The sequence below is a fragment of the Cupriavidus sp. 2SB genome (assembly GCF_005503625.1).
Taxonomy (GTDB): domain Bacteria; phylum Pseudomonadota; class Gammaproteobacteria; order Burkholderiales; family Burkholderiaceae; genus Cupriavidus.
In genome coordinates this window covers 31,014-51,596 of record NZ_SCMX01000039.1, presented here as the reverse complement: position 1 = coordinate 51,596, position 20,583 = coordinate 31,014, and the positions used below count along the sequence as shown (strand labels likewise).

At 62.3% G+C, this 20,583-nt stretch carries 19 protein-coding genes; 1 reads left to right on the top strand and 18 read right to left on the bottom strand.

Annotation, left to right across the window (positions count from 1 at the left end):
* Positions 1-98: 98 nt before the first annotated feature.
* From atpE to FFS21_RS18470, 9 genes are all read right to left on the bottom strand, one after another.
* A complete protein-coding gene (atpE, locus tag FFS21_RS18510; RefSeq protein ID WP_092138471.1) occupies positions 99-365 on the bottom strand; it encodes a F0F1 ATP synthase subunit C in 267 nt (88 codons plus the stop codon).
* A gap of 61 nt (positions 366-426) precedes the next feature.
* Entirely contained in the window at positions 427-1,290 is an 864-nt protein-coding gene (gene atpB, locus FFS21_RS18505) for a F0F1 ATP synthase subunit A (RefSeq protein ID WP_137926237.1), read from the bottom strand.
* Between the two features lie 293 nt (positions 1,291-1,583).
* On the bottom strand, positions 1,584-2,051 hold the full coding sequence (locus FFS21_RS18500) for an ATP synthase subunit I (protein WP_370459311.1): 468 nt from the start codon (positions 2,049-2,051) through the stop codon (positions 1,584-1,586).
* 400 nt (positions 2,052-2,451) lie between these two features.
* Entirely contained in the window at positions 2,452-3,345 is an 894-nt protein-coding gene (locus tag FFS21_RS18495; protein ID WP_137926236.1) for a ParB/RepB/Spo0J family partition protein, read from the bottom strand.
* Positions 3,346-3,379: 34 nt separating this feature from the next.
* Positions 3,380-4,153, bottom strand: a complete 774-nt coding sequence (locus FFS21_RS18490; RefSeq protein WP_137926235.1) for a ParA family protein — start codon at positions 4,151-4,153, stop codon at positions 3,380-3,382.
* A gap of 75 nt (positions 4,154-4,228) precedes the next feature.
* Positions 4,229-4,915, bottom strand: coding sequence for a 16S rRNA (guanine(527)-N(7))-methyltransferase RsmG (gene rsmG / locus FFS21_RS18485; protein WP_137926246.1), 687 nt, complete (start codon positions 4,913-4,915; stop codon positions 4,229-4,231).
* 21 nt (positions 4,916-4,936) lie between these two features.
* Positions 4,937-6,892, bottom strand: a complete 1,956-nt coding sequence (gene mnmG, locus FFS21_RS18480; protein WP_137926234.1) for a tRNA uridine-5-carboxymethylaminomethyl(34) synthesis enzyme MnmG — start codon at positions 6,890-6,892, stop codon at positions 4,937-4,939.
* A 213-nt stretch (positions 6,893-7,105) separates the two neighbouring features.
* A complete protein-coding gene (locus FFS21_RS18475; protein WP_137926233.1) occupies positions 7,106-7,987 on the bottom strand; it encodes an N-formylglutamate amidohydrolase in 882 nt (293 codons plus the stop codon).
* A 3-nt stretch (positions 7,988-7,990) separates the two neighbouring features.
* Positions 7,991-9,007, bottom strand: a complete 1,017-nt coding sequence (locus FFS21_RS18470; RefSeq protein WP_137926232.1) for a Bug family tripartite tricarboxylate transporter substrate binding protein — start codon at positions 9,005-9,007, stop codon at positions 7,991-7,993.
* A gap of 127 nt (positions 9,008-9,134) precedes the next feature.
* Between FFS21_RS18470 and FFS21_RS18465 the strand changes: the two genes are divergently transcribed.
* Positions 9,135-10,058, top strand: coding sequence for a LysR substrate-binding domain-containing protein (locus tag FFS21_RS18465; RefSeq protein ID WP_137926231.1), 924 nt, complete (start codon positions 9,135-9,137; stop codon positions 10,056-10,058).
* A 110-nt stretch (positions 10,059-10,168) separates the two neighbouring features.
* On the opposite strand, the gene FFS21_RS18460 is transcribed toward FFS21_RS18465, so the two are convergent.
* The 9 genes from FFS21_RS18460 to FFS21_RS18420 all read right to left on the bottom strand — a co-directional run bounded on the left by FFS21_RS18460 (position 10,169) and on the right by FFS21_RS18420 (position 20,502).
* Complete coding sequence (locus FFS21_RS18460; protein WP_137926230.1) at positions 10,169-10,912, bottom strand: ABC transporter ATP-binding protein; 744 nt, start codon at positions 10,910-10,912, stop codon at positions 10,169-10,171.
* A gap of 21 nt (positions 10,913-10,933) precedes the next feature.
* On the bottom strand, positions 10,934-12,793 hold the full coding sequence (locus tag FFS21_RS18455) for a branched-chain amino acid ABC transporter ATP-binding protein/permease (RefSeq protein ID WP_137926229.1): 1,860 nt from the start codon (positions 12,791-12,793) through the stop codon (positions 10,934-10,936).
* A gap of 3 nt (positions 12,794-12,796) precedes the next feature.
* Positions 12,797-13,849: a branched-chain amino acid ABC transporter permease gene (locus FFS21_RS18450; protein ID WP_137926228.1), complete on the bottom strand. Its 1,053-nt coding sequence runs from the start codon at positions 13,847-13,849 to the stop codon at positions 12,797-12,799.
* A 192-nt stretch (positions 13,850-14,041) separates the two neighbouring features.
* Positions 14,042-15,190: an ABC transporter substrate-binding protein gene (locus FFS21_RS18445; protein ID WP_137926227.1), complete on the bottom strand. Its 1,149-nt coding sequence runs from the start codon at positions 15,188-15,190 to the stop codon at positions 14,042-14,044.
* A 317-nt stretch (positions 15,191-15,507) separates the two neighbouring features.
* A complete protein-coding gene (locus FFS21_RS18440) occupies positions 15,508-16,266 on the bottom strand; it encodes a sulfite exporter TauE/SafE family protein (RefSeq protein ID WP_137926226.1) in 759 nt (252 codons plus the stop codon).
* A 42-nt stretch (positions 16,267-16,308) separates the two neighbouring features.
* Positions 16,309-16,824 (bottom strand): hypothetical protein, encoded by a 516-nt coding sequence (locus tag FFS21_RS18435; protein ID WP_249359481.1) that lies wholly within the window; start codon positions 16,822-16,824, stop codon positions 16,309-16,311.
* Positions 16,825-17,201: 377 nt separating this feature from the next.
* A complete protein-coding gene (locus FFS21_RS18430; protein WP_137926224.1) occupies positions 17,202-18,236 on the bottom strand; it encodes a branched-chain amino acid ABC transporter permease in 1,035 nt (344 codons plus the stop codon).
* Positions 18,236-19,120, bottom strand: coding sequence for a branched-chain amino acid ABC transporter permease (locus tag FFS21_RS18425; protein ID WP_137926223.1), 885 nt, complete (start codon positions 19,118-19,120; stop codon positions 18,236-18,238). The genes FFS21_RS18430 and FFS21_RS18425 overlap by 1 nt, the downstream gene beginning before the upstream one ends.
* A 173-nt stretch (positions 19,121-19,293) precedes the next feature.
* Positions 19,294-20,502 (bottom strand): ABC transporter substrate-binding protein, encoded by a 1,209-nt coding sequence (locus FFS21_RS18420; RefSeq protein WP_137926222.1) that lies wholly within the window; start codon positions 20,500-20,502, stop codon positions 19,294-19,296.
* Positions 20,503-20,583: the final 81 nt, after the last annotated feature.

Here is a 20,583-nt window from a genome sequence, read left to right as displayed (position 1 = left end):
TCCTTTCGGTAATCAAACTACAGATAAATGCACAAGGGCGGCCAGGCCATCGGACTGAGGCCTGCGCCGCCCGTCAGCATCATGCAGACCGAAAAGACTTACTGAATGACAGCCAGCAGCGGGTTCGCGAACGCGAACAGCATTGCAACACCCACGCCGATCAGGAATGCAGCGTCGATCAGGCCGGCCAGCAGGAACATCTTGGTTTGCAGCGGGTTCATCAGTTCAGGCTGACGTGCGCATGCTTCGATGTACTTGCCGCCCATCAGGGCGATACCCAGGCAGGCACCGATAGCGCCCAGACCGATGATGATGCCGATACCGATTGCGGTCAGACCCTGGATGTTGGCGAGATATGCTTGCATGATGACTCCTTTAATTGAGAGAGACTTAGAACCAAAAAACTAAAAAACGAAGAACCTGAAATCAGTGGTGATCGTGAGCCTGGCCGATGTACACCAGCGTCAGCATCATGAAAATAAAGGCCTGGAGCAGCACGATCAGGATGTGGAAGATGGCCCATACGGTGCCGGCAACCACGTGCCCGATGAAGCCCAGCGCGGACAGGTCCGCACCGAACGTCCAGATGGAACCCAGCAGTGCGATCAGCAGGAACACCAGTTCGCCGGCGTACATGTTGCCGAACAACCGCATGCCCAGCGACACGGCCTTGGCCAGGAATTCGATGATGTTCAGGATCAGGTTGAACGGGGCCAGGTACCACTTGGCGCCGAACGGGGCCGAGAACAGTTCGTGCATGAAGCCGCCTGCGCCCTTGATCTTGAAGCTGTAGTAGATCATCAGCACCAGCACCGAGCACGACATGCCCAGCGTACCGTTCAGGTCGGCCGTGGCCACTGCGCGGTGGTGCGGGAGATGGATGTGGAAGATGCCCAGCAGGTTGTTCAGGCCGGTGACCCAGTCGACGGGGATCAGGTCGATGGCGTTCATCAGGGTGATCCAGCAGAACACCATCAGCGCCAGCGGGGCGATCCACGAACGGTCGCCGTGGATGATGCCCTTGGCCTGGTCGTCGACCATCTCGACGATCATTTCCACGAAAGCCTGGAAGCGGCCCGGCACGGCCGGCGTGACGCGGCGTGCGGCAACGTAGAGGAACAGCACGGCGATAGCGCCGCACAGCACGGACCAGAACACGGTGTCATAGTTGATGACACTGAAATCGACGACGGCGTGCTGCTTTCCGCCGATCGAATTCAAGTTTTGCAAGTGTTCGGCGATATAGCCTGAGGGTGTGAGCGTGTGCCCAGCGGTAGCTTCAGCTGACATGTCGAAACGAAAGGTATATTGCGAAATTGGTCTGTCCGGCGCCAACTCATCGGCCCACCGGTATGCGTCTCGCATGGCCTTCGGTCACATGACCGGTCACCGCCCGTGCAAGCTCGCCGCTTTGTTCTGGCAAAACTTCTGGCAAAACCTTACTCACGCTGCGCTTCACCTTCGTGACGCGCGGCGCATGAAACCTCTTGATAATCCGGATGGGTGCCTCATCTGAGACGCAAGCCCCACGCCGCGGCGCTGCCTGTGCAGTGCCAAGGGCGACGGGATTCGCGTTCATCCGCTTAGCGGATCGCGAGCGCCACCCAATAAGTCTTGAGTGCCAACAGGAACGTGACCAGCAAAGGTACCCAGTGCAAATCACGGTACAGCACGATCACCAGCACCAGGAGTGCCACGGTGCCGAAGATCTTGATTGCCTCGCCGGCCACCAGGCCGCCAACCGATGGCTGCTTGCGCGACACGTACAAGCGCAGCGCGAAGAAGCCGCTGGGTACGAAACACGCCATGCCACCGAAGAAAGCGGACCAGCCTGAGGCCATGCCACCCTGCGCAAACATCGACCAGGCAAGTGCCGAAAGCAGCGTCACGATTACCTGAGCCACTACCACCTTGCCTGGCGTCATGCGGGACGGACGCAACGCGCGCTCGCCCAGCAGCTTCACCGCCTCGGCACGCGACAGCGGATCGACAGCTTCGTCCTCATCCCGGGCGTTATCATCCCACTCGTCACGAAGGTCTCGCACCACCACCTGCCCAGTCTCGGCCCAACCCGGAATTTTTCCGGCCCGGCCAGATTTCAAACCGCACGATTCTATTAGGAATCGCCAACTTGAGTCAATCTGCTTTCAGTTAGCTTGCATTGAATTTCGCACAACGGTTGCTATCACGTCTTCATGATGGCGGGTGCGAAATTGCGCAGCAATGATGCGAAACGTAATTGGATTGCGCTCGTCCTTGCGCGAATCATGGTGTTTTGGCCCCCGTTGACGCCGTGCGGCTGCGCACCGCAATGAATCATCGCTGCGGGGGCGTTCGGTTATCGCGCAGATTGTCTGCCGCAGGCTGGTGCACGCGATGTGCAGGTGTCGCGCCGGGCCGACAGCGCGAAATATCCACCAGTAAAACATTGCCGAATGACGGGTAAACCGGTTATGCGCTGGCTTCAGGTTCGCGCAGCCGTGTCAGTACCCCATCGAGCGCGTCGTTGCTCGGGAAGTGGATTGTCAACTGACCCTTGCCGCGCGCACCGAGCTTGATCTGGACGGCCAGCCCCAGCGTGTCGGACAACTCCTCTTCCAGCCGTGCCACGTCGCGCGTGCCGTTGCCCTGCTTCTGCTTGAGTGATTTGAGATCAAACGGCTTCAGCGTCGAGGCCACCAGCTTCTCGGTTTCACGTACCGACAGCCGTTTGTTCACGATCTGATTGGCCAGCGTGATCTGGTTGGCACCATCCACGGCCAGCAGTGCGCGGGCGTGCCCCATGTCGAGATCACCGGCCATCAGCATGGTCTGCACCGGCGAGGCCAGGTTCAGCAGGCGCAGCAGGTTGGACACCGCGCTGCGCGAGCGTCCCACCGATTCCGCGGCCTGCTCGTGCGTGAAACTGAATTCGCGGATCAGGCGCATGATGCCTTGCGCTTCTTCCAACGGGTTCAGGTCTTCGCGCTGAATGTTCTCGATCAGCGCCATCGCGGCGGCGGCTTCGTCGGCCACGTCCTTGACGAGCACCGGCACCTTGTCGAGGCCGGCCAGCTTCGATGCGCGGTAACGTCGCTCGCCCGCGATGATCTCGTAGCGGTCGGGTTCGGCCACGCGGCGCACCAGGATCGGTTGCATCAGACCCTGCGCGCGGATGCTGGCGGCCAGTTCCTGCAGCGCGCCTTCGTCCATGCGCGTACGCGGCTGGTATTTGCCGGGCTGCAACTGATCCACGCGCAGCACCGACGGCGCGCCGGTTTCCTTCGCGGCTTCGACAATCTCGGCCGGGCCGCCGAGCAATGCTTCCAGTCCCCTGCCCAGGCCCTTCTTCTTTGCGGTCACCATGCTCGCCACCTTCCTGTCCAATGCTTGTTGCCGCTCAACCGAGCTGACGCACGCGCGCGATCATCTCCGCGCCGAAATCGAGATAGGCCTTGGCGCCCTTCGAGGTCGCATCGAAGGCCACGCCGGGCATGCCATATGACGGCGCTTCGGCCAATCGCACGTTGCGCGGAATCATGGTCTTGAACACCTTGTCGCCGAAGTGGGCTTCGAGCTGCGCCGAGACCTGCTGCTGCAGCGTGACGCGCGGGTCGAACATGACGCGCAGCAGACCAATCACCTTGAGGTCGCGATTCAGATTCGCATGCACCTGCTTGATCGTGTTGACGAGGTCCGACAGTCCTTCGAGCGCGAAGTACTCGCACTGCATCGGCACGATGACCCCGTGCGCCGCGCACAGTCCGTTCAGTGTCAGCAGTGACAGGGACGGCGGGCAATCGATCAGGACAAAGTCATACTGGTCATCGACTTCCGCAAGGGCCTGCTTGAGCCGGCGTTCGCGCTGGTCGAGCTCGACGAGTTCGACTTCCGCTCCAGCCAGTTCGCGGTTGGCCGGCAGCACATCGTAGCCACCCGACTCGGAGCGTTGGCGCGCCTGCGACACCGAGGCCAATCCCACCAGTACCTGATACACGCTATGTTCGAGCGCCTGCTTGTCGATACCCGAACCCATCGAGGCATTACCCTGCGGGTCCAGATCCACCAGCAGCACACGCTGATCCTGCGCAACCAGTCCGGCAGCAAGGTTCACCGTGGTGGTGGTCTTGCCGACGCCGCCCTTCTGGTTTGCGATCACGAATACCTTGGCCATATGCGCAGAAGCTCCTCGTTGCACCACTCTTATTCGTTGAAAGAATAGTGCGTTTTAATACTAGATCAGGCTAATTCAACGCCTTGATAACACTACCAAATGCCGCTCGGCATCGAGTTCGGGCACGTGCAAACGCGGTACGTCGTCGATTTGCCACGCTTCCATCAGTCCTGCCGCGTCCATCCGATCGAACTCGGCCTGCGGATACACCCCCTTCATGGCGAGCAGCTTGCCGCCTGGTGCCAGCAAATGTCCGGACAGATTCACGAAATCAGTCAGTTCGGCGAATGCGCGCGACGTGATCACCGCATAGCCGTTTGCGTCCTCGATCTTTTCGACCGGCCCCCAATGCGCGGCCGCATTGGTCAGTTGCAACTGGGCGCGGCACTGCGTCAGGAAGGCTGTCTTTTTCTGGACGATATCGACCATCAGCACCGACACATCGGCACACGCGATAGCCAGCGGCAATCCCGGCATGCCGCCACCGGAGCCCACATCGAGCACCCTGCCACGCGCAGCGTCGGGTACGGCGTTGCTGCGTGCTGCCTCACCCAGCGCAGGTACCGCCGCCAGAGAGTCGAACAGATGATGCGTCAGCATCTCGTCGGGATGACGGATGGCCGTGAGGTTGTAGACGCTGTTCCACTTGCGCAGCAGCGTCAAATACGACAGCAGCGTTTCGATCTGCGGCGCAGACAGCTTCAGACCGATGGCCGCCAGCGCGGCGTCGAGTCGCGAGCGCTGGGCAGCCTCGTCAATCACAGGAGTCCGATAACCCGCCACTCAGGCTGCCTCCTGCCCGCTGCCGGTCGACGGACTCGTCGGCGGCGTGCGGCCCATGCCCTTCTTCTTCAAATGCACGAGCAGCAGCGAGATCGCGGCAGGCGTGACGCCGGAAATCCGCGATGCCTGGCCCAGCGTTTCCGGACGATGCTGGTTCAGCTTCTGACTCACTTCGAAGCCCAGTCCGCGCACTTCGGTGTAGTCGAAGTTCGGCGGGAGCTTGGTGGCTTCGTTGGCTTCGAGCTTGTCGACTTCGGCGGCCTGCCGCGCGATGTAACCGTGATACTTGATTCCAATCTCGATCTGTTCGCGAATCTGCTCGGCCAGCATCGCATCGTCGGCGAGTGGCGTCGACGGTGCATAGCGTCCGTCCTGCAACGCCACCAGTGCTTCGTAACTGACTTCCGGACGGCGCAGCAGATCGGCCAGGGAATACTCGTGCTCGATAGCCTTGCCGAGCAGCGGCACGGCATCGGCGGCGGGCAGCAGCGTCGGGTTCACCCAGGTGCTCTTCAGTCGCTCTGTTTCACGTGAAACAGCGTCGCGCTTCCGGTTGAATGCATCCCAGCGCGTGTCATCGACCACACCCAGTTCACGTCCCACTTCGGTCAGGCGCATGTCGGCGTTGTCTTCGCGCAGACTCAGGCGGAACTCGGCACGGCTCGTGAACATGCGATACGGCTCAGTCACGCCACGCGTGATCAGATCATCCACCAGCACGCCGAGATACGCCTGGTCACGGCGCGGCGTCCAGGCATCGCGCTCGCGCACAAAGCATCCGGCGTTGATACCGGCCAGCAACCCTTGCGCCGCGGCCTCTTCGTAACCGGTCGTGCCATTGATCTGGCCCGCGAAGAACAAGCCGTCGATGGCCTTGCTTTCCAGCGACGCCTTCAGGCCACGCGGATCGAAGTAGTCATATTCGATGGCATAGCCGGGACGCAGGATGTGCGCGTTCTCCATGCCGCGAATCGAATGCACGAGATCGAGCTGTACATCGAACGGAAGGCTGGTCGAGATACCATTCGGATAGAACTCGTTCGTGGTCAGTCCTTCCGGCTCCAGGAAGATCTGATGGCTTTCCTTGGACGAAAAGCGATGGATCTTGTCCTCGATACTCGGGCAATAACGCGGCCCTACCCCTTCGATGACGCCGGTGTACATCGGCGAGCGATCGAGGCCACCGCGGATGATGTCGTGCGTACGGCTGTTGGTATGTGTAATCCAGCAAGGCAACTGCTGCGGATGCTGTTCTGCGCGACCCAGGAACGAGAATACCGGCACCGGATCAAGATCGCCCGGCTGCTCTTCCATGAGCGAAAAATCGATCGTGCGGCCATCGATACGCGGCGGCGTGCCGGTCTTGAGGCGGCCTTGGGGCAGCTTCAATTCCTTGAGACGCGCCGACAACGACACGGCCGCCGGATCGCCCGCACGCCCGCCCGTGTAGTTGTCCAGTCCGACGTGAATCTTGCCATCGAGAAACGTACCGGCTGTCAGCACCACGGCGCGCGCGCGGAAGTCGATACCGGCCTGGGTGCGAGCGCCGACGACGCGGTCGCCCTCCACCATCAGATCATCCACAGCCTGCTGGAACAGCATCAAGTTCGGCTGATTCTCCAGCCGGGTACGGATCGCGGCACGGTACAGCACGCGATCAGCCTGCGCACGCGTGGCGCGAACGGCCGGGCCCTTGCTGGAGTTGAGAATCCGGAACTGGATGCCGGATTCGTCCGTCGCGGCAGCCATCGCGCCGCCCATGGCGTCCACTTCCTTGACCAGATGGCCTTTGCCAATGCCGCCAATGGACGGATTGCAGCTCATCTGACCAAGGGTCTCGATGTTGTGGGTCAGAAGCAGCGTCTGGCAGCCCATTCGCGCGGCGGCGAGAGCGGCTTCGGTGCCGGCGTGACCACCACCGACAACAATGACATCGAATTCTTTTGGGTAAAGCATGGGACACCTCCTCCGGGAGGCTGGGCGGGAAAAATGCGGGATGCCGAATTATAGCGGCAATCAACTGGCCGTCCCGTGCCCTGCCCCGATGTTTCACGTGAAACATGAGGCCATGGGAGCTAGCCGTCGCAAATGTGTTGTTTCACGTGGAACATCGAATGTAAAAAGCCCCGCACACGGCGGGGCTTCAAAGTATGTTTCACGTGAAACGTACTACGTTAGATGGCTTCGGATATAGGCCGCCACGGTCTGACAGAGACGGGAAAGATCGCGCTGCAGCGACCCGAAACTCGCATTGGGTTGCTTGGTTGCTTCGTCCATGTAGAGCGGGCGGCGGATCTCGATCTGCAAACTGTTGCGCCGCTCCGCCGGTCGGCCGATCTGGGCAATCAACTGGACACCCTTGTAGGGATCGTTGTGCGCCACCGTGTAGCCCATGCCGCGCAGTTCCCGCTCGATCAGCTCAACAATCCCCGGCTCGCACGTCGTGCCATCCCGATCCCCAAGGACAAAGTCCGCCAGCGGATGCGGGCTTTTGATCTTCAGACGCTCGTAGGCATTATTTGGCATCGAGTGCAGGTTCAGATGCCAGAGTGCGCCAAATTGCTCGTACGCGGACTCCACTGCCCGATCCAATGCGGCATGGTATGGCTGGTAGTACCGGGAAATTCGATTCTGCACCTCGGCAACGGAAAGCTGGCGATCATAGATCGGCGTGTCCGCATCGATCCTCCGCCAAACCAGGCCGTACCCCAGCTTCGTTTTCGGTCCCGGTGCAAGCGGCTTGGGCCATGCCGATGCCAGCAGCTCCGGGTCCAGGTCGTCCAGGGTGCGGTTGGGATCGATATAGACCCGGGGAAACGTAGCCGCAATCAATGTGCCGCCAACCTTAGGCACGCCCTGCCAGAGCGCATCGATATGGGTATCCTCGCCACCACGCAGGCGCTGCAGAGGCACCGCAGCGCCGAAGTCGCCCGGGTAGTGGACGCCACTATGCGGAGAGTCGCAGACCAGCGGCAGTGCGTCGCCCTGCGGCAAAGCCAGCGTGAAAGGACCGTCCGATGCGTCGCCGTGAATGGCTTCAAAAGGCTGCATGGTTTAGTCCAGCTTGATATTGGCGGCCTTGGCCACTCGCGCATAGCGAGCCAGCGCCTGCTGGATCTGCGCCTTGAACTGGTCCGGCGTGGTCGGCATCAGCGTGCCGCCCGACTCGTCCACCCGGCGCTTGAACTCAGGCTGCTGCATGGCCTTGTGGATGGCGGCATTGAGCTTGTCGATGATCGGCTGCGGCGTCCCGGCCGGCGCCACGATACCGAACCAGCCACCCTCGCCCATGTCCTTGTAGCCAAGTTCGGCATAGGTCGGCACGTTAGGCAGCTGCGGCGAGCGCTGCGCGCCGAGCAGTGCCAGGGCACGCAGGCGGCCCGCTTTCACGTGAGGCAGCGTGGTCGAGAGGTTGTCGGTAATGGCGTTGACCTGCCCTGCCACCGCATCGTTGAGCGCCAGACCGGCGCCCTTGTACGGCACGTGCAGCAGATCGATCTTGGCCAGCGTCATGAAGTTCTCGATGTTGACATGACCGAGCGATCCGGCGCCCGGCGAGGCGAACGTATACTTGCCGGGATTGGCCTTGGCCAGTGCCACGAACTCTTGCATCGTCTTGGCCGGTACGCTGGGATGTACCGCAAAAATGCTCGGAATCGCCACGACATTGGTCACGGGCGCGAAGTCCTTGATCGGGTCGTAGCCCAGCTTCGGATAAACGGCTGGGTTCGAGCCATGGGTGCTGACCGTGGCCATGCCGATGGTGTACCCGTCCGGCGCCGAACGCGCGACCTGCTCCATCCCGATCGAGCCCCCTGCCCCGCCCTTGTTGTCGACCACGATGGTCTGACCCAACTCGCGTCCAGCGAACTCGGCTACGAGGCGCGCCGACAGGTCGGTGGTGCCGCCCGCCGCGAACGGCACGACGAGCCGGATCGGCTTGTTCGGGTAGCCGGACTGTGCGGCGGCCGGCAGTGCAAGCGTGCCCAAGGCACCTGCGACGGCTGTGGACAACACTGTGGACAACACTAGACGGCGACGCGCGCCGTGGGCTTTGTGGGCTCGGTTCATCTGTGCAAACTCCTCTTTTCTGGCTCTCGATTCGGGGTCCCGAGCGGCCAGTGTCGTTGAGTTTACCGAGCTCGCACAAACGACTATATTGCACGCTTCCATTACCAAAGATCATCTTCGGAGCGCCATGCGTATACGCTCGCCTTCGATGTCCGAGTTGCATGCCTTCGTCACGGCCGCCCGGCTCGGTAGCTTCACGCGCGCTGCGGATACGCTCTGCGTCACGCAAGGCGCCATCAGCCGCGCCATCGCCCGTCTGGAGGCCCACTTCGGCCAGCCGCTCGTGTATCGGAATGCGCACCGCCTGACGTTGACCGAGGCGGGTCGCAGCTACCTGGAGGGGATTGCGGAGCCTCTGGCAGCACTGGAAACCGCCAGCGCGGCGATGTTTGGCGAGGACCGCCGCCATCATCTGACGCTCTCGGCCGTGCCCACGCTGGCCAGCGTCTGGCTGGTGCCGCGCCTGCCGGACTTCCACCGCAAGCATCCGGACATCCGACTGGACTTCGTGCCCTATCGCCGCGACGAGGATTTCTCGGGCGCGAAACCCGATGCCGCATTGCTGACGGGCGAGGCCAGTACGTGGCCGAACTGGCAGGCGGACTATGTGATTGGTCGGGAAATGGTGCCGATCTGCCACCCTGCGCGCGCTCACGCCAGACAGTCTGCCAATCTGTGGAAAACTCCTGCCGACCTGATGGGCGAACCGCTACTTTTCCACACAACTGCCCCCAGGAACTGGCAACACTGGTTGCAGGCCGCAGGCGTACCTGATGCTGCGCCAATGCTCGCGCGCGGATTCGATCAGGTGTCGATTCTGCTGGAGGCGGTAAAGGCCGACATGGGCATCGCCGTTCTCCAGCGATGCCTTGTCAGGGATGCGTTGCAGGCCGGTCAGGTGGTCGCACCGTTCGACCTGCCGGTGACCTTGAACCGGGGTTACTTCCTCTGCGCGCCACGCGAAAAGCGCGACCATCCAGCGCTCAGGATCTTCCGCGAATGGCTGCTGGAACTGGCCAAAAGCGATATCGCTGCCTTGGTCCGAACGTAGATATCCACACTGTGGATATCTTTGTGAACAACATCGTTCTGACGAATGAAAAATGGCGCCACAAGGGCGCCATTATTTTCCATACGTATACGCAGCCGCCGAAATCGAGGTTAGGCGGCCTTCTTCGCCAGCCCCAGATAGGTCTCGATGACCTTCGGGTTGCTGGCGAGATCCGAGGCTTCTCCTTCCATCGCCATGTCGCCGGTCTCGATCACATACCCGTAGTCGGCCACCTGCAGCGCCGCGCGCGCATTCTGCTCGATCAGCAGCGTGGCAACGCCTGTCTGACGCAGATTACTGATGATGTGGAAGATCTCCTTCACGATCAGCGGCGCCAGACCCAGGCTCGGCTCGTCGAGCATCAGCAGCTTCGGTTTTGCCATGAGCGCGCGCCCTACCGCCAGCATCTGGCGCTCGCCACCGGACAGCGTGCCGGCTTCCTGCTTCGCGCGCTCCTTGAGGCGCGGGAACAGGCCGTACACGACTTCCATCTGGTCGAGGTAGTTGCGCTCCCCTGCGCGCTTGCGTCGGAAGGCGCCAAGCTGGAGGTTGTCTTCCACGCTCATCGTGGCGAACAGCTCGCGCTTCTCCGGCACCAGGCACATGCCGCGCGCCACGCGCCCTTCCACCGGGATGCCGGTCATGTCGTGATCCAGGTAGCGCACCGAGCCGCTGGAGGAACCCGTCACCGGCAACGCACCCATGACCGCATTGAGCATCGTCGACTTGCCCGCGCCATTGGGACCGATCACCGTGACGATCTTGCCGGCCTCCACCTTCAGGTTCACGCCAAGCACGGCCTCCACCTTGCCGTAGCGCACGTGCAGGTCTTTCACTTCAAGAATCAGACTCATCTCAATTCCTCACGCTACGCTTCACTCGACGCCGCCGAGATAGGCTTCCAATACCGCCGGATTCTTCTGGACCTCTTCAGGTACGCCTTCCGCGATGCGCGTGCCGAATTCCATCACCACGAGGCGATCGGTCAGGTTCATCACGAAGTCCATGTCGTGCTCGACGAGCAGCACGCTCATGCCCTCGCCCTTGAGCTTGCGCAGCAGATCGGCCAGCGCCTGCTTCTCCTTGTAGCGCAGACCCGCGGCGGGTTCATCGAGCAGCAGCAGCGCAGGGTCGCAGCACAGCGCCCGTGCGATTTCGAGAATGCGCTGCTGCCCCAGTGCGAGACTGCCTGCTTCCATGTACATGCAGTCGGCGAGACCCACGCGTTCGAGTTGCCGTTTCGCTTCGGCGAGGAGTTTCTGTTCCTCCGTGCGATTCAGCCGCAGGATCGCCGCCATCACGCCCCCTTGCGGACGGAAGTCACCGCGCAGGTGTGCGCCGATGGCCACGTTCTCCAGCACCGTCATGGTCGGTAGCAGATGAACGTGCTGGAACGTGCGGCCCACGCCGCGCTTCACGATCTCGCGCGACGGCAGGCCCGAGATCACCTCGCCGCGATAACGCACTTCGCCAGCGGTCAGCGGGAGCACACCCGTGACAAGGTTGAACGTAGTGGACTTGCCTGCGCCGTTGGGTCCGATCAATCCGATGATCTCGCCCGCACGCACCTGGAAGCTCACATCGTTCACGGCAACGAGTCCGCCGAACTGTTTGCGTGCGCGCGTGACATCAAGCACCAGTTCGCCGGCTTCGGGCTTCTGACGCACGGGCAACGGTGCAGCGTGATCGGGTGCCGCAACGGGCGGACCCGATGGCACGAGCCTGCGCAGGAACGGCCAGATACCATCGCGTGCGTACTGCAGCAGCAGCACCATCAGCACGCCGAAGACGATGATCTCGAAGTTGCCGGTGCTGCCAAGCAAGCGCGGCAACAGTCCCTGCAATACATCCTTGAGGATGGTGAGAATGCCCGCGCCAAGCACCGCGCCCCATACGTGGCCCACGCCACCCACCACGGCCATGAACAGGTACTCGATGCCGTAGTTGAGACCGAACGGCGTGGGGTTCACCGCGCGCTGCAGATGCGCGTAGAGGAAGCCCGAGATGCACGCGAGAATCGCTGCCACGACAAAGATCACCACCTTCATCCAGGCGGTGTTCACGCCCATCGCCTCGGCCATCGTGCCGCCGCCCTTGAGCGCGCGAATGGCGCGGCCGGGGCGCGAGTTCAGCAGGTTCTGCATCGCGAAGACGGACAGCAGCACCACCACCCAGATCAGGTAGAACATCGACCGGCCCGACTGCAGGTCGATGCCGAAGAATGACAGAACCGGAATACCGTTCAGGCCATCGTACTTGCCGAGGAATTCGAGATTGCCGAACAGGAAGAACAGCGATAGTCCCCACGCAATCGTCGCGAGCGGCAGGTAGTGGCCTGACATCCGCATTGTGATGAGTCCGATCACGTAGGCCGAGGCCATCGTGATGACCAGCCCCACGAGCAGGCCGAACCACGGCGAGAGTCCGAACTGCGTGGTCAGGTACGCCGTGCTGTACGCGCCCAGCCCCACGAATGCGGCCTGCCCGAACGATGTCATGCCCCCCACGCCCGTGAGCAGCACCAGCCCGATCGCCACGATGCTGTAGAGGCCGATGTAGTTGCCGAGCGTGATCCAGAACTCAGGTGTCGGCAGCACGGGCAACAGCGCGAGCACAAGCACGAAGGCGACGACGAAGATGCGATTGCGCAGCGCGCCGCGCGTCACCGCTGCATGGCCCGATGCCGGTGCGTCACGCATGGTTTTCTCCAGCGGTTTGTCAGTGAGCATCGTCATCGCTTACTCCTCTTCCTCGACGTGCTTGCTCGTCAACGAACGCCACAGCAGCACGGGAATGATCAGGGTGAATACGATGACCTCCTTGAACGCACTCGCCCAGAACGACGAGTAGGATTCGAGCAGCCCCACAAGCAGCGCGCCGAGCGCCGCCACGGGATAACTCGCCAGCCCGCCGACGATGGCGCCGACGAAGCCTTTCAGGCCCACCAGAAAGCCCGATTCGTAATACACAGTAGTGAGCGGCGCGATCAGCACGCCGCACAGCGCACCCATCGCTGCGGCCAGCGTGAATGACAGCCGCCCCGCCTGCGTGGTGCCGATACCTACGAGACGCGCGCCGAGACGGTTCACGGCGGTCGCGCGCAGTGCCTTGCCCTGCAGCGTGCGCTCGAAATAGAAATACAGCGCGGCGATCAATGCGCCTGACACGGCCACTACCCAGAGACTCTGTCCAGAGACCGTGAGCGTGCCCACTTCAAAGCGTGCATCCGAGAACGGCGTCGTGCGCGAGCCTTCGGCACCGAACATCACGAGACCCAATCCCACCAGCGCAAAGTGCACACCCACCGAGACAATCAGCAGCACCAGTGTGCTGGCTTCCGCCAACGGTTGATAGGCCAGCCGATACAGCATGGGTCCGAGCGGAATCACGATCAGCAGCGTGAGCGCAACCTGCGCGGCCATCGGCAATGACTGGCTGCTGTACTGCTGCACGAGCAGATGCACGGCTGCGGGGAAAAGCACGTACTTGCCTGCGAGGATCGCGATACGACGCACGGCGGTAGCGCGCAGGTCGGGGCTACGCATCACGGTCACGCACTCGTAGATGAACGTGAGCACGCCCATCGCCAGCAACAGCCATGTGGTCTGCGGTGCGTGGCCGGCCTGTATCGCAGCAAGCGTCAGGGCACCGTAGGCGACGAACTCGCCCTGGGGAATGAAGATGACGCGCGTCACCGAGAACACCAGCACCAGTGCCAGTGCCAGCAGCGCGTAGATCGCGCCCGAGGTGATGCCGTCCTGCGCCAGAATGGCCGCAATCGAAAGGTCCATTGTCTCCCCGTTTTTCGTGGGTGTTTATATGCCGTGAATCTACGTGGATCCGCGCCGTCAGCATAGCGGCCGTCACGCATGAATACTGTGAATTCAGCGAGGCAAGAGAAAAAAAGGGCGCATGGTTGTCCATGCGCCCCCGTTGCTGCGCCTACCCCGCGCGTGCTCCTGCCAGACGTCTGGTTCGCCGGCTTACTTCTGCAGCTTCCACTTGCCGTCGACGATCTGCACCATCACGCGTGCGCGCTGGTCCATGCCGAGGTGGTCGGTGGAGCTCATGTTGATGATGCCGTGCGAGACGGGCAGATTCCTGGTTTGCTCCAGTGCATCGCGCAGTGCCTTGCGGAATTCCTTCGTGCCGGGCTGGCCCTTCTTGAGCGCTTCGGGAATCGCGTTCTGCAGCAGCAGGCCCGCATCCCATGCATGGCCGCCGAACGTGGACACCTGTCCGCCGAATGCCTTCTCGTAGGCGGTCTTGTAGGTCATGGCCGGCTTCTTCACCGGATTGCTGTCGGGCAGTTGCTCGGCCACGAGCAGCGGACCAGCGGGCAGCAGCGTGCCTTCGCAATCCTTGCCGCAGACGCGCAGGAAGTCGGGGTTGGCTACACCGTGGGTCTGGTAGATGCGGCCCTTGAACCCACGCTCCTTGAGCGCCTTGGCCGGCAGCGCGGCGGGCGTGCCCGAACCCGCGATCAGCACGGCATCCGCGTTGGCGCCCATCAGCTTGAGTACCTGGCCCGTCACCGAGTTGTCAGTGCGCGCAAAGCGTTCGTTGGCCACCACCTTGATCTTGCGCATCTCCGCCACCTTGGCGAATTCCTGCGCCCAGCTTTCGCCGTAGGCATCCGCAAAGCCGATGAACGCCACCGTCTTCACGTTGTTGTTCGTCATGTCTTCGGCGATGGCCGTTGCCATGTGCGAGTCATTCTGCGGCGTCTTGAAGACCCACGCGCGCTTGGCATCCATCGGCTCGATGATGCGGGCCGATGCAGCCATCGAGATCATCGGCGTTTCGCTCTCGGCCGCGATGTCCACCATCGCCAGCGAGTTCGGCGTGACGGTGGAACCCACCACCACGTCCACCTTGTCTTCGCTGATGAGCTTGCGCGTGTTCTTGACCGCCGTGGTCGTGTCCGTGGCGTCGTCGAGCACGATGTACTCGATCTTCTTGCCCGCGATTTCCTTCGGCAGCAGCATGAACGTGTTCTTCTCCGGGATGCCGAGCGATGCGGCAGGCCCCGTGGCCGATACCGTGACCCCGACCTTCACCTGGGCGCTGGCCGTGCCTGCAAAAAGGCTGGCGGCGGCAAGAGCCAGCAAGCTGGCGCGCTTGAACGTCATTGCGTGTCTCCTTCTGTTCCAAAACGGAAAAAGGCATCCGTCGGCTTCCGGCCGGCGGATGCCCTCAGTTTTTGTAGCGGCCCTGCTTGCTTGCGCGCGGGCTCTTTTGTCGGATGCAGCGCTGGCATCCGTATGCCGGAACATAGTCTCGTCCCGTGTTTTCCCGTCCTGCGCGTGTTACCCCGGATGGCGCAGTGTCATTCCCCGACCGCGCGGTCGGGAATGCGAATCGAGTCTAACACAGCGATTTGCGTCGAAAAGCGGGATTAACCCGCAGCAGCACGGGCGCAACACCAAGGGTCCGGAGACAGGTCTTCTTAACGCAGGAACGCGTCGTAGGCCGTCTTGAGGATCAGTGCGCTGACCACCACGATGAAGACCTTGCGCACGAAGCGGCTGCCGTGGCGCAGCGCCAGCTTGCTGCCCACCTGACTGCCCGCCACGTTGGCAATCGCCATGATAATGCCGAGCTGCCACCACACGTGGCCCTTTGACGCCAGCAGCAGCAATGCTGCCAGATTCGTGGCGAGGTTGACCACCTTCGACGATGCCGAGGCATGCAGGAAGTCGTACCCGAACACGCGTACGAAGATGATCATCAGGAAGCTGCCGGTGCCGGGGCCGAACACGCCATCGTAGAAGCCGATTGCAGCGCCCGTGAGCAATGCCGCCAGACGCTCGCGTCCACCTGTCAGTGACGGCGCATGCTCCGTGCCGAGATCCTTCTTCGCCACCGTATAGGCCAGCAAGACGAGCAGCACGAATGGCAATGCGCGGCGCAACGGCTCGGCGGGAATCATCGTGAGCGTCCATGCACCGGCCATCGCAAAGATGAACGCGGCGATCAACGCAGGGCCTGTGGCACCCCAGTAGATCTTCACCCGGCGCGCGTAACGCATCGTGGCGTTGAAGGTACCGGCCATCGAGGCCACCTTGGTGGTACCGATCAGCGTGGCCGGCGGCATGTTCGGATACGTGGAAAACAGCGCCGGCACCTGCACGAGACCACCGCCGCCCGCCACGGCATCGATCAAGCCCGCGAGAAACGCGGCCACGGCCAGAAAAGCAAACTCCATCGTGAAACCGTCAGAGAGTAGTTGGGTAAAGAAGAACGCGCTCTAGCCGAGCCGTTTTGCCGTCGGCACGAGGTTGCGTACCCACATCCCCGAGGCATCCGGTCCGAAGCCTTCAGCGGGCCGCGTGGCATCGCTGGTGAGTCCCGGTGCTACGGCGATGGCTCGGATGCCATGCGCACGGCACCAATCAGCGAGTTCGGCCAGGCAGGCCGCCAGCCAGGCGTCCGCCGCCATGGCGGGAGCCCACCACTCGGCGACCATGGCCACGCGTCCACCCACTCCGCCCACCGACAGGCTGTGGACCAGCGAGACCGGCAGCAGGCAATCGAAAGTGTCTTGCACCACATCAGTGCCGCCAAGCAGACATATTCCCTGCCCACCCTGCGCGAGCAATGCGTCGAGCGAGAGCCGCCGCGCGCGGGCCTCGGGAACCGTCAGCGGCGCACGGGTCGCCAGCCAGGCTTCGATGGCGGAGGTGTCGACGCCGACACCCGGACGTACCCAGTGCTGCGCGGGGAGCTTATCGGGAAAATCAGGGGATGCGGAGGGATCGGACATGGCAGGCCAGGAAGCAGGCCGGCATTGTCGCATGGGGGCTGGCGGGCGGTCATGCCGGAGATGCATGGGCTGCACCTGGCACACCTGCACGTGGCGGACACATGATCTCGGACAGACGATTTCGATCGACTTCCGACGGGTTTTTGAACGCCAAAAATGAAAAAGGCGTTGCCGGGGATCACCCAACAACGCCTTTTTATCTATTTGGCTGCTGCTACCCGACACCGGGTGCGCGCCTGTCGTCTCCTCGCTTCCGCCTCCAAGTAACCTGCGAAAACCGTATATGCAATGTAACGAACCGGTGCGTATGAAACAAGTCAGCAATAACCCTAGCCCCAAAATCGGGCATGTCGCCCGATCTCCACTCCGGAGCCTTGCTACTTCTTGCGGCTCGTGAGCGCAATCAGTTCGCCCATGATGCCCCGGCGGAACGTCAGCACGCAGATCACAAAGATGACGCCCGTCACCATCGTCACCGATTCGCCCAGTCCGTTGAACCAGCCGATGCCGGTCACGTTTGCCAGGAAGGTACCGATATCGCCAAGCTTGTTCTCCAGCGCCACGATCACGAACGCGCCGACCAGCGGACCCGACAGCGTACCCAGGCCGCCCACCAGTGTCATCAGGATCACCGAGCCCGACATCGACCAGTGCACATCGGTCAGCGTGCCGAAGCCCAGCACCAGCGCCTTGATCGAACCGGCCAGCCCCGACAGCGCGGCCGAGATCACGAAGGCCAGCAGCTTGAAGCGGTCCACGTCGTAGCCGAGCGAGATGGCACGCGGCTCGTTCTCGCGGATGGCCTTGAGGATCTGGCCGAACGGCGAATGCACCGTGCGCACGATCAGCGCAAAGGCGAGCACCACGATGACCAGCGCCACGTAGTACAGCGTCATGTCATCGGCCAGCGACAGCACGCCAAACAGCTTGCCGCGCGGAATGCCCTGCAGCCCGTCTTCGCCTCCCGTGAATTTCGCCTGGAGGAAGAAGAAGAACAGCATCTGCGCCAGCGCCAGCGTGATCATCGAGAAGTAGATGCCCTGCCGACGAATGGCCAGCGACCCCACCACGTATCCGATGGCCGCGCCCGACAGCGTGCCGAACAGCAATCCCAGCTCCGGCGTCACGCCCCAGACCTTCATCGCGTGTCCTGCTGCGTAGCCCGCGCCGCCGAAGAAGGCAGCGTGGCCGAACGAGAGCAGACCCGTGAAGCCGATCAGCAGGTTGAAGGCGCACGCGAACAGCGCGAAGCACAGCACCTTGAGCACGAACACCGGATAGGCACCGGCCAGCGGTGCCACGATCAGCCCGAGCAGCAACAGGCCGTACAGCACCTTCTTCTGCATGCCCGTGCCTTCCTTGAATCCCTTTGCTTCCACTGCCACGGCAGTTTGTCCCGTCGGTCCGCTCATCACTTTTCCCTCCCGAACAGCCCGGCCGGGCGCAGCATCAGCACGATCACCATGATGACGAACACCACCGTTGCCGATGCTTCAGGATAAAACACCTTGGTCAGCCCTTCGACCACCCCGAGCCCCAGGCCCGTGAGGATCGATCCCATGATCGAACCCATGCCGCCGATCACCACCACCGCGAACACCACGATGATCAGGTTCTGGCCCATCAGCGGCGAGACCTGGATCACGGGTGCGGCCAGCACGCCGGCAAACGCGGCCAGCGCCACCCCGAAGCCGTAGGTCAGCGTCACCATCAACGGCACGTTCACACCGAACGCCTCCACCATCTTGGGGTTCTCGGTGCCGGCGCGCAGGTAGGCGCCGAGCTTGGTCTTCTCGATAACGAACCACGTGGCCAGGCACACCACGATCGACGCCACCACGACCCACGCGCGATAGTTCGGCAGGATCATGAAGCCCAGGTCCGTGGCACCCTGCAGCGCGTCGGGCGGCGAGTACGGCAGGCCCGAGACACCGTAGATCGAGCGGAACACACCTTCGATCACCAGCGTGATACCCAGCGTGAGCAGCAGGCCGTAGATGTGATCGAGCTTGTAGATCCAGCGCAGCATCGTCTTCTCGATGACGATACCCACCACGCCCACAACCAGCGGCGAGAGCAGCAGCATCACCCAGTAATTGAGTCCGGCGTATTCCATCCCCGCCCAGGCGAGCACCGCCCCGAGCATGAACAGTGCACCGTGCGCGAAGTTGATCACGTTGAGCAGGCCAAAAATGACGGCCAGCCCCAGGCTCAGCATCGCGTAGAAAGCGCCATTGACCAGCCCCAGCAGCAGCTGGGACAACATGGCGGGTAGTGGGATTCCAAAGATATCCATGGACGTCGATTGCCTGTTGGTGTCTCCCCTCTTCCACTGAGTGGGGAGGGGTTGGGGAAGCGGGCCGGCGGTTCAAATTGCCGCCATCGGCGTTTGTGACGCTGGCCCTCTCCCCCTGCCCCTCTCCCGTCGCGCGGGAGAGGGGAGCAAACCATCGCGGTTCGCTTGCTGCCTTACTTCTTCAACATCGCGCACTTCGATTCGGCCACCGTCGTGAAGGCCTGGTCACCCGGGATCGTTGCAGCGACCTTCAGGTAGTCCCACGGCTTCTTCGAATCGGCCGGTGCCTTCACCTGCATCAGGTACATGTCGTGCACGTAGCGGCCATCGCCACGGATCTGACCCTTGCTGTAGAAGTCGGAGAGCTTCATCGACTTGAGTTGCGCCATGACCTTGTCTGCGTCGTCGGTCTTGGCGGCTTCCACGGCCTTCAGGTAGTTGCTGACGGCGGAGTAGTCGGCGGCCTGCAAGCTGCTCGGCATCTTCTTCATCTTGCCGAAGAAGCGATTCGCGAACTTGCGCGTGTCGTCGTTCATGTCCCAGTACCAGCTGTCGGTCATCAGCAGGCCCTCGGTGTTCTTCAGGCCCAGGCTGTGCACGTCGTTGATGAACATGAGCAGACCGGCGATCTTCATCGTCTTGGTGATGCCGAATTCCTTGGCCGCCTTGATCGAGTTGATCGTGTCGCCGCCGGCATTCGCCAGGCCCAGGATGTCGGCCTTCGAGGCTTGCGCCTGCAGCAGGAACGACGAGAAGTCAGATGCCGACAGCGGGTGGCGCACCTGGCCCACCACCGTGCCGCCATTGGCCTTGACCACGGCGGCGGTGTCGGTTTCGAGCGAGTGGCCGAACGCGTAGTCAGCGGTCAGGAAGAACCACTTCTTGCCGCCCTGCTTCACCACCGCGCTGCCGGTGCCCTTGGCCAGCGCCACCGTGTCGTACGCGTAGTGCACCGTGTACGGCGAGCACTCTTCGTTGGTCAGGCGAGCCGTGCCCGCGCCGATATTGATGTAGACGCGCTTCTTCTCCTGCGCCACCTTGTTCATGGCCAGTGCGGTGGCCGAGTTGGTGCCGCCCAGCAGCATGTCCAGGCCCTGCTGGTCCATCCACTCGCGCGCCTTGGACGCAGCGATGTCGGCCTTGTTCTGGTGGTCGGCGGAGACCAGTTCGATCGGCTTGCCGAGCACCTTGCCACCGTGATCCTCGATTGCCATCTTGACCGCTTCGAGACCACCGGGGCCGTCGATGTCGGCGTACAGGCCCGACAGGTCGGTGATGTAGCCAATCTTCACCGTGTCATTCGTTACCTGCGCCGAAGCGCCCCCTGCAAACGCACCAAAGACAGTTGCCGTCACTGCGACAGCCAGCTGGGTCATCTTCATGTTTTGTCTCCTGAGTTGTGGCGGCGCGCTCACGCCATCCATTGCTGCATGTCGTCGACAGTGCGACTAAAAGTGCGATCG

Excerpts from the sequence above, each read along its gene's own strand:
- FFS21_RS18495 (WP_137926236.1), bottom strand. The coding sequence starts at position 3,345 with ATGGTGACCGCAAAGAAGAAGGGCCTGGGCAGGGGACTGGAAGCATTG.
- FFS21_RS18430 (WP_137926224.1), bottom strand. The coding sequence starts at position 18,236 with ATGAGCGGACCGACGGGACAAACTGCCGTGGCAGTGGAAGCAAAGGGA.
- FFS21_RS18425 (WP_137926223.1), bottom strand. The coding sequence starts at position 19,120 with ATGGATATCTTTGGAATCCCACTACCCGCCATGTTGTCCCAGCTGCTG.
- FFS21_RS18465 (WP_137926231.1), top strand. The coding sequence starts at position 9,135 with ATGCGTATACGCTCGCCTTCGATGTCCGAGTTGCATGCCTTCGTCACG.
- FFS21_RS18460 (WP_137926230.1), bottom strand. The coding sequence starts at position 10,912 with ATGAGTCTGATTCTTGAAGTGAAAGACCTGCACGTGCGCTACGGCAAG.
- atpE (WP_092138471.1), bottom strand. The coding sequence starts at position 365 with ATGCAAGCATATCTCGCCAACATCCAGGGTCTGACCGCAATCGGTATC.
- mnmG (WP_137926234.1), bottom strand. The coding sequence starts at position 6,892 with ATGCTTTACCCAAAAGAATTCGATGTCATTGTTGTCGGTGGTGGTCAC.
- FFS21_RS18420 (WP_137926222.1), bottom strand. The coding sequence starts at position 20,502 with ATGAAGATGACCCAGCTGGCTGTCGCAGTGACGGCAACTGTCTTTGGT.
- atpB (WP_137926237.1), bottom strand. The coding sequence starts at position 1,290 with ATGTCAGCTGAAGCTACCGCTGGGCACACGCTCACACCCTCAGGCTAT.
- FFS21_RS18490 (WP_137926235.1), bottom strand. The coding sequence starts at position 4,153 with ATGGCCAAGGTATTCGTGATCGCAAACCAGAAGGGCGGCGTCGGCAAG.
- FFS21_RS18440 (WP_137926226.1), bottom strand. The coding sequence starts at position 16,266 with ATGGAGTTTGCTTTTCTGGCCGTGGCCGCGTTTCTCGCGGGCTTGATC.
- FFS21_RS18470 (WP_137926232.1), bottom strand. The coding sequence starts at position 9,007 with ATGAACCGAGCCCACAAAGCCCACGGCGCGCGTCGCCGTCTAGTGTTG.
- FFS21_RS18475 (WP_137926233.1), bottom strand. The coding sequence starts at position 7,987 with ATGCAGCCTTTTGAAGCCATTCACGGCGACGCATCGGACGGTCCTTTC.
- FFS21_RS18455 (WP_137926229.1), bottom strand. The coding sequence starts at position 12,793 with ATGACGATGCTCACTGACAAACCGCTGGAGAAAACCATGCGTGACGCA.
- FFS21_RS18450 (WP_137926228.1), bottom strand. The coding sequence starts at position 13,849 with ATGGACCTTTCGATTGCGGCCATTCTGGCGCAGGACGGCATCACCTCG.
- FFS21_RS18435 (WP_249359481.1), bottom strand. The coding sequence starts at position 16,824 with ATGTCCGATCCCTCCGCATCCCCTGATTTTCCCGATAAGCTCCCCGCG.
- FFS21_RS18445 (WP_137926227.1), bottom strand. The coding sequence starts at position 15,190 with ATGACGTTCAAGCGCGCCAGCTTGCTGGCTCTTGCCGCCGCCAGCCTT.